The 8,591-nt window shown below is 36.5% G+C and carries 5 protein-coding genes and 1 pseudogene; 3 read left to right on the plus strand and 3 right to left on the minus strand.

Annotation, left to right across the window (positions count from 1 at the left end; translation table 11 throughout):
* The first annotated feature begins 105 nt into the window (after positions 1–105).
* Positions 106–537: a hypothetical protein gene (locus LS74_RS10480; RefSeq protein ID WP_034589707.1), complete on the plus strand. Its 432-nt coding sequence runs from the start codon at positions 106–108 to the stop codon at positions 535–537.
* 28 nt (positions 538–565) lie between these two features.
* On the plus strand, positions 566–4,105 hold the full coding sequence (locus tag LS74_RS11575; protein WP_236096927.1) for a DEAD/DEAH box helicase: 3,540 nt from the start codon (positions 566–568) through the stop codon (positions 4,103–4,105).
* Here LS74_RS11575 and LS74_RS10490 read toward each other — a convergent pair.
* Both LS74_RS10490 and LS74_RS10495 read right to left on the minus strand, forming a co-directional pair.
* Positions 4,102–5,640: a hypothetical protein gene (locus LS74_RS10490; RefSeq protein ID WP_138129133.1), complete on the minus strand. Its 1,539-nt coding sequence runs from the start codon at positions 5,638–5,640 to the stop codon at positions 4,102–4,104. The genes LS74_RS11575 and LS74_RS10490 overlap by 4 nt on opposite strands.
* 156 nt (positions 5,641–5,796) lie before the next feature.
* Positions 5,797–6,708: an Abi family protein gene (locus LS74_RS10495; protein WP_034589610.1), complete on the minus strand. Its 912-nt coding sequence runs from the start codon at positions 6,706–6,708 to the stop codon at positions 5,797–5,799.
* A 226-nt stretch (positions 6,709–6,934) separates the two neighbouring features.
* Here LS74_RS10495 and LS74_RS10500 point away from each other — a divergent pair, with 226 nt between their 5' ends.
* Positions 6,935–7,489, plus strand: coding sequence for a hypothetical protein (locus tag LS74_RS10500; RefSeq protein WP_138129135.1), 555 nt, complete (start codon positions 6,935–6,937; stop codon positions 7,487–7,489).
* Positions 7,490–7,491: 2 nt separating this feature from the next.
* Here the strand turns inward: LS74_RS10500 and LS74_RS11000 are convergent.
* Positions 7,492–8,591 (minus strand): annotated as a pseudogene (locus LS74_RS11000) (hypothetical protein); the annotation flags it as partial.

Genomic DNA, 8,591 nt, shown 5'->3' on the forward strand with positions numbered 1-8,591 from the left:
CTTGTATTCTATCATAAAATCATCCTTTTTCTCCATTTGAATCCAAATCATAGTTTCTGCTATAATCTCACTAAATAAATCTAAAAACATAGAAAGGAGTTTGAAATGGGTTTTGGAGATTTTGCAATGGGATACTTAGTAGGACAGAGTTTTAGTGGTCCAAATCATATTCCAGATGGCAGCGCACCTTATAGTGAATGGAGTGCTCAAGCTAAAAAGGATTGGGACAAGAAGTGTGATGAAGCATATTGGAGAGCTTGGGATAGGGCGTATAAAGAGGGAATTTTAGAAAGAATGGAAAATACACCAGAGGCATGTGTTCAAACAGCCAAGAAACTAGGCATTGATAAACCAACATTGATTCGTGAAATCAAAAATGGAAATATTAAAATTGTAACAACAACTACCAATCCAAACATCCCAGATCATTATGTTTGGGCAGATGATAGTAGAGAAGAAGCACAAACGGAAGCCTATAAAGAATATTTGGCAGAAGCCCAAAAGATAATGGCAGCTTATGAGTACCGCATTCTCTAATGCCATTCTAGCATAGCAAGGCTCTAAGGTGGGCAATAAGGACTTTACTGCAAAACTATTTGCATACTACAAAAGAACGCTTGAGCTTGATGATATTCTAAGCATTAAATTTGAGAAAACGGCAGAGTTCTTAAGTAAAAATAAAAATTCGCACAAAGATAGTGCTGTGATTTACGCCTCAGATGATTTTGAATCTTTTATTAAATTCCTTTCTAATGAAAAAGAATGCAATCTTTCACGCTTTAATGTGTTTATAAAGTTTGGGGATATGGAAAACTTGGAGAACAAGGGAGAAATATTTTCTCCCTTTGTTGTTAAGATTCCCACAAGAGATGCGCATGGACAGCAGTTGTCCTTGGAGGAGTTTATTGCACAGGTGAAATTTATTGTTTGTGGCGAAACCAATCATTGCATAAAAGAAAAAAATTTGGAATATCCAGTCATAGTCTTTAATCCTAGGCTATTCGCTTATGACATTGAAATTAAAAAAGAATTAGAACAATTTGATTTTTCTTCATATTTAGACATTAATAGAGATGGTGCAAAAACATATCTTTCTGACATAGAGAGCAAGATAGAAACTTTTATAAAAGAGAATGGACTGGAAGAAATTATCAAAGACAGAAAAATAAAATATTGCACTGCTAAAGCCAATTATAATGCCGCTCTGATAAGATTTTATGAAAAAGTAAATGATAATATTGAGAATACATTGCTAGATAAAATATTTAGAGAAAATATTGCCGAACAAGAAAATGACACGCAAATATTTGGAGTTTTGCAAGAGATATGCAGTTCAATGGAACATATAGGAAGTATGGATGCTGGACATTCCCTAAAAGCCACACAGAGAATATCTGTCTTGCTATCAAATTTTGACAAGATGGATATTCTGCCTATCAATGGTGGACCGGGAACGGGTAAGACATCTGTTTTGAGAGCAATTTTTGCGAATTACTTTGTTCATGCATCAGTCCAAATGGCAGAGCATTTCATCCAGAAACAATGCGTTGTTTTCGATAGAATGCCTTTTGTATGTTCCTCAACAAACAAACAAGCCTTAACAAATATTCACGAGGGGTTTGATAGACAGCTAAAAGACAATGTAAAGACTTGTGCAAATAGAGAGATGCCTTATTTTTATCAAAGATGGATAGATATAGGCATCACTACGGAAACTGGTGAAAAAATGGATTTTCTAGTCCCAAATCTTAGAGGAGTTCTTACAGAGGAAGATAAGCAAAACTGCCTTGACATGAAAATGATATTTAAAACAAGGCAACATGTCCTAGATAATGAAAAAATATTTCTCGCTCAATGCAAGAAAATAAGTTACTTGGAAATCGGCGAAGGGCAAAAGATTGACTATAGCCTGTATTGTAAAATTATTAAGACTTTTCTTGCACAAATCAAACAAAATGCTGCAAGAATAAAAGACAAATTTGAACCTTATGTGGAAAATGCAAAACATATTGAAAAATTTAGAGAGGAATTATTGTCACAACGAGATAGCAAATTATCGGATACTGAGGACTTAGAAGAAAAATACAAATTTATTCAGCATTTGTTAAAGCATCCGCTTTGTGTGTTGAGATTTTTTCAGGTAAGGGAGAGTATTAAGAATATATATACTAAAAACAAAAACATGAAGCTTGACAATACAAAATCAAAAAGGCACATCACAACACTAAGAGAAAAAAAGAGTCGGCATCAAAAAGAAATAGAACGATTGGAGAAACTAATAGTAATTTATGATGAAAAATTACCAAACAGTCTGTGGAGCAGCTTTGTTATCAAGACACCGATATTAAACTTATTGCTTTTGTATATTGTTAAAAAAATATGTTTGCCAAGATGGAGATCCAAAAAGGAGGATAGGAAAAGATGTATTAATGAAAAAGAGAGAAAAATTGGGGAGTATGAACAAGAGATAGAAAGAAATGAAATGGCTATCAATAAAAATAGGGAAGCAATGTTGCGCATTAGAGTAAAATTGCATGAAACCATAAAAAGAAGTAATATGCTTTTTGTTTCAAAAAGCATATTACTAAAACATAAATTACATGAGCAAGATTCTCTATTGACTTGCTCTTATCTTGCACTAAAAGAATTTAGAAAAGAAAATGAGAAATGTGATAAGTCTGAAAGACTGGATAATTTTTATTGTGCCCTACACATACAGGAAGCCTTGCTATTTGCGAGTCAATATCAAGTAACAACAAGAAAAGCCGAAAGCTTTCTTTGTCCAAGGTGCTTGAAGGCTCTCGAAGAGACAAATAAGAGCCTAGTGTGCGGGGGTTGCAAAGCCGAATTATTTTTCAATAATTGTCATAGATATATAACGAATGATGCTGCTAGATTAATGTTGGAAGATCGCGATTTTCTTAAAAAAGTTTTAAATAATCGTATCTACCATCATAGAGAGACAAACAGAACATATTATGTGGTTTTAAATGAAGGCGCCAAAAAGGAATTTATCAATATATTTTGTGCAGAAGATACTCCAAGAAGCAACAATAAAAGCCATTTATTTGCTAGTCTCTTTCCTATTTTTCCAATAGTATGTGTAACTTGCAATAGTTTTGGATCGTTTTTTGGTGCCGAAAAAAATATACTTGATTTTTTATTAATAGATGAGGCTGGCACAATATCACCTAACAAGGCAATTATTCTCTACAATGCAAAAAAGGTGATATTTTTTGGGGACACAAAGCAATTAAAACCAATTTTTGCTTTTACAAAGACTCTTGAAAAGAAATGGCTACGGAGTTTTGTGGGCTCAAATAAAAGCTATATTCAAACAATAAACAATTATTTTAGCTGTGGGGATTTTATCAACGATTCCCAATCTGATTCTCAACAAAACATAAACGCAAAGATTAAAGGGGCTGATTACGATCAACAAAGATTTGCAAACAACATAATGGATATTGCGAATAATGCAGTCTCTATTGACCCACAGCATAATAGGAGTAGCTTAAGAGGAGATATTTGGCTAAAAGAACATTTTAGATGTGGAAAAAAGATTGCCAATATTGCTAATGAGATGACCTATCATGGAGAAATGGATCTAGCTTGGCTAGAACACGAGGGGCGAGTGGAACACATAGAAAATAAAGGGAAGAAGGAAAACAAGCACAACATGCAAGAAATAGAGCAAATTTTTGAATACATACAGGAAAATCTGGTCTCTTGGAAAGATGAGCTTGGAAAAACCTCTCTATCTAATGATGAATTTTGTGAGAAACATATCGGTATTATCACACCCTTTACTTACCAAGCTGCAAAACTAAATGAATGTCTTAGAATAGACGAGCGATTGATAGATTTAAGAAAAATAACAACAGGAACAGTTCATACTTTTCAGGGTTCAGAAAGAGATATTATAGTTTTTTCAACGGTATATGGTGATGAATCAAAGAATGCTCAAAGCTTCTTCTTTAACAAAGGTGAAAGTGACTTGCTCAATGTTGCTGTTACACGAGCAAAGAAAATATTGATTATCTTTGGAAGAAAAGAATTGCTTAAACAAAAAGGACTGCATTCCAATTTTTTGTTTATCAGCTAGTTGGATAACATTCGCACATCTTTCATCACTCCCCCTCCAGCATTACCACCACTTAGCTCATCCATATATGACTTTGCTTGTGGGCTTAGAGCATTAAGCTGCCTATTTAAGCTTGCCTCTGTTGCTAGTCCTTTATTATAGGCTTTGCGTGCTTTTTCCATAGCCATTCTTGCATTCATTACTTCTTTAGGACTACCACTGAGTGCAATATTGTTAAATCCTCTTTCAGCTAACTCGTAGTTTGCTCTAAGCTGTCCTAAACCACCACTAGCATTAAATGAACCTAATCTATCCATATAAGCATTAGCACTAGATATAGCAGAAGCTGCATTTTTAGAATTAGCCGCTCTAGCAGCACCCATACCCATAGCATATCCAGATTCACTGCCTATAATTCCCATATTAGCTAAACCTTTACCCATAGCTCCACCGGGAGCAAACATAGCTGCAGCACCAGCTACTTGTCCAGCAGCCGCAACTCCAGAGCTAATAGCACCATAGGTAGAGGCAGACATACCCATACTGAGTGCTGCTCCTGCTATTGCACTACCACCACTGACATTTGTTCCAAAGCTATAATTTCTAGATTCATTATGAGAGAAGCTTACGCCGGATTGGAAACTGCCTTGCTTTCCGCCGCTTGAATTAACATTCATATCTCCAAAAACATTTCCAGCCGACATTGAAAATCTCTGTGAAGTTGATTGAGTGCCCATACTTACAAAATCCCCCTCAGCTATTGCCTGTTCTATTCCTTTAGCTCGCTTCACGCCTTCATCTTGTGCAACTTCTTGGTTGTATGTATTATCAATGCCTTTTTTAAAATCTGTTTTGTTGAAGTTTGCTTGCACTTTATCACCAATAGATTCGCCTCCCAGTAAGTGTTTGTTTGCCAAATTTACTACACCCAGAGATGGATTTGCAGTCAGTAGCACATCAGTGATATTGCCAACATTGTCTGATGTCTTTTTTAATGTGGAAGTTTCTGCTTTTTCTCCTGCGACCATTTCAGCTTTTTTTGTAAGTTCTTCTGCCGCAACTTTAGCACCAGATCCGAAATTTTGAGCATCTCCTATTTCCTTACCAGTTTGTGCTAATGCTTGTAAGTGTTTTCCAAGTGCATAATCAGACCCCATATCCATTCTTCCTTTAGCATCTCTTACGCCTGCACTTACTTTCGCTGAGTGTTCCGCAGATTGCACAAGTGCTTTTTCCATTGCATCCCCAGCATTTGCACCTATCATATTTGATTCGCTTCCATGTGCGCTCACAGACAAACTATGTCCCCTTAACGCCGTAGCATTGCTCACTCTCCCCATAGATTCTGCTATCTTTATGTTACCTCCATTTGTTTCCGAATCATAAGCCTGAGCACTTCCTTTTTGTTGGCTGAGACTTTGGTGTGCGTTCATATATGCTGTTTTACTATAGCTATCTTGGAAAGCTTGTCCAGTGCCGTGCACAGCTCTTAGTGCGTTACCCTGTGCTATCTGCCCTAATGCTCCAGCTTCAGCCCCATATTGAATAGCATTCATCTGCTCTCTTGTAAATTCTCCTAACTTACCTATACCAGCTGTTTGGTTAGCTGAAATACGAGCTTGGTTCTCTAAGCCTTGGGTGTAGAGGGAGTGTTGAGAATGGAATATATTTTGTATTGTAGGAATTAAAGATAGGGCTGTTAAAGAAAGAATCTAATGGGAATTATTTAACCCCAAACTATTTCTTGAAAGTATGCTTTTCCAATCAACAGGAAACCCCATTTTCTCAATGGCTACATTAGGATACCTTGCTAACAGCACTTGGATTTCATCCACAATATTATGCTTTCTAGTAAGCTTTGCAATCACACTAAGCACAAAGAAAACCTTATCAGTCTTAATACCATTTGTCGCAAAATTTTGGCGAGTATCGTGTTTAAACTTTCTTACAAATTGCTTGTTCCAAAGTCTTGAATGATGAGCGCATAAATTTCTAACATACACAAGCGTTTCTAGCCAGTTGATAAATACATTTAACCTAAGTGAATCAACACCAAAATACGACATCACATCAAGTTGCTCATTTTGCAAAAGAAGTTTAAAGAATTTTACAAGGCTACCAAAAGACAAAATTTCCACAGCCGCCCAAATAGGCAAGACATCAGTGCCATATTTGTCTTGTATATGTGCGACAAACTCCTCTCCAGATCTTTTTTGCTCTTGCTGGAGTTGTGCCATAAACTCATTGAACAATTTGCCTCTGTCTATGTGTCTTCGCAAAGCATTTTCTTGCTTGGCATAGCCAAATGCTCCATATTTTCTTGCGTGAATATGCGTGATTTGAGCTCTTAGTAGTATTTCTACCTGCTCTATGTGTTTGAATACCAAGTCTCTTAGCTCTTGATCAAAGGAATATAGCAAAACCACATCCTCAAAGCTTGTATGAGGTGTAAAGCAAGGGAGATTTGAATATGTATAAAAAGGAATAAAATACGCACTAAGGCGATAGTAATGGACAGACTTAAGAAAATTGATTGCTAGTTTCTCATCATTGACAACAAGACCGCGGTCTTTAAGTAAAAGGATAAGTTCTGGATAGTCTTTGAAGCCTTTTGTGTAGGACATAAAGCACTCCCCAGTCAGCATACAATGCCCGGGAAGTCTATGCGTGGAATTATACTGCTATTTTCTTCATTTGTGCTTAAGTGAAATTGCAGCATATTTTCTCCTTTTTTGACACAAAATCAAACCGCTATTCTATCACAGAATCCATTTACTACAAATTCCCATTTGAATCCAAACTTTGGATTCTGTTATAATGTCGCTAAATAAAATAAAAAAGGAGTTTGAAATGGGTTATGCAGATTGGCATTTCTTTTGGAAGGATTTTGAAGAGAATAAAGGGTTTAGGAATGCTATTTTAACAGCTATTGTTTTAGCTTTCTTAATATTTATCGCATTATTTGTATGGTTCAAAATAGAAGAAAGAAAAAGAGATACCGTAGAAATGGTCTTTGTGGAACATATTTTGCCGCACTTATTATTAGAACTGACAGAAGAAAATTTAGATAAAACTATTTTAGTAGCAATACAAACACTCAAATCAGAGAATAATCCTCTCTATGAAGAGTTAGAAATTATGAGACAAAATTACCAAATTTTTCTGCTCCATAACGATAAGCCTTGCACTTTGGACAATAAACACGGAGCGACCGGACATTATCGTGTTGAGAATCCATATAAATATACTATCCAAGAGATTGAGAAAGAAATTAGATGGATTGAAAAGGGAAATAAAAAAACATTTACAGAAATTGATAACAACATAATCATAAATGAGTTTAAAAAGATGGATTATTTACCAATTCCATCAACCTCAAAAATTCAATATTTCTGTGTCAAATAACCCTACAAACTACTTAGCTTTATCCTTGCAAAACTCTCCTCAAGTTGAGCTTGAGCGAGATTATGTTCTGCATTAATTTGATTGTTTCTTAAGCCTAGATATTTCACTCTCATTCCATCTCTATTTATGTTTGTATTTAGGTGCCTCATCTGCCTATCAAGTGCTTTTATTGTAGGGTCGTATTTGCCCATACCTTCACTTATCAGCCTACCTTTTATACCATTCAGTCTTCCTACTCTCATATTCATATCGTGGATACCCATTTGTAAGTCCGCAGAGGCTTTTCCAACTTGTTGGGCATTCATTCCAGCATAAGCTCCACCAAACCTTTGATGAGTCCCAGCAGCTTGCTCTGTCGCCCAGTTAAGTTGTGATTGTGCTGAAGCAACTCTAGCACTAGCTCTTTGCACTCCTTGCTGTGCTGCCATTAGTGCATCTCCACCAGCTCCACCCATAACACCAGCAGCACCTCTATACAAGCTAGCTATCTGTTGTGCAGCAGCAATACCGGAACCTACATCGCCTACAGCTTGAGCGTTCATTCCAATATTCATTCCAAGTGAGGCTAGAGTACTACCGCCACTTACATTCATTCCAAAACTGTAATTTTGCGAAGCATTATGTGAGAAACTCACACCTGATTGTGCTCCACCTTGAATACCTCCTCCAAATCCAACATTATAGTTACCGCTAATTCCACCAGTACTTAATTCTACCTTGTTGCTTGAGCCAAGTTTCCCTAATTCTGCAAAATCACCACCTTCAGCAGCCTGTATCATATTGCTGCCAGTTTCCATATTTTTCTCTCTTTGTTTTTGTCCTGCCTCTAGTTGTGCTAAAGCATCCGTTCTATATCTATCACGACCAGCAAAGTAATTCCCTAATGCACCTATCTTATCTTTAAAATTAGCATCTAGTCTATCAAGGGTACCAACTTCTTGTTGTTCTTTATCTGCCCAAGCTGCTGAATGGGCTTTTTCTGCTGCTGCCTGAAAGGCGGTCGTTGTATTTTCCGCATTACCAACCGCAGCACCTGCATCTTTTAATGCTTGTGCCATTATCCCACTTGTTGCTTCACTCCCAAGATTGAGACCACCATTGC

The sequence above is a fragment of the Helicobacter magdeburgensis genome (genome assembly GCF_000765825.2).
Lineage (GTDB): Bacteria > Campylobacterota > Campylobacteria > Campylobacterales > Helicobacteraceae > Helicobacter_C > Helicobacter_C magdeburgensis.

What these genes read in the sequence shown, in the direction of transcription:
- LS74_RS10490 (WP_138129133.1), bottom strand. Translation starts at nt 5,640, where the DNA reads ATGAATGCTATTCAATATGGGGCTGAAGCTGGAGCATTAGGGCAGATA.
- LS74_RS10495 (WP_034589610.1), bottom strand. Translation starts at nt 6,708, where the DNA reads ATGTCCTACACAAAAGGCTTCAAAGACTATCCAGAACTTATCCTTTTA.
- LS74_RS10480 (WP_034589707.1), top strand. Translation starts at nt 106, where the DNA reads ATGGGTTTTGGAGATTTTGCAATGGGATACTTAGTAGGACAGAGTTTT.
- LS74_RS10500 (WP_138129135.1), top strand. Translation starts at nt 6,935, where the DNA reads ATGGGTTATGCAGATTGGCATTTCTTTTGGAAGGATTTTGAAGAGAAT.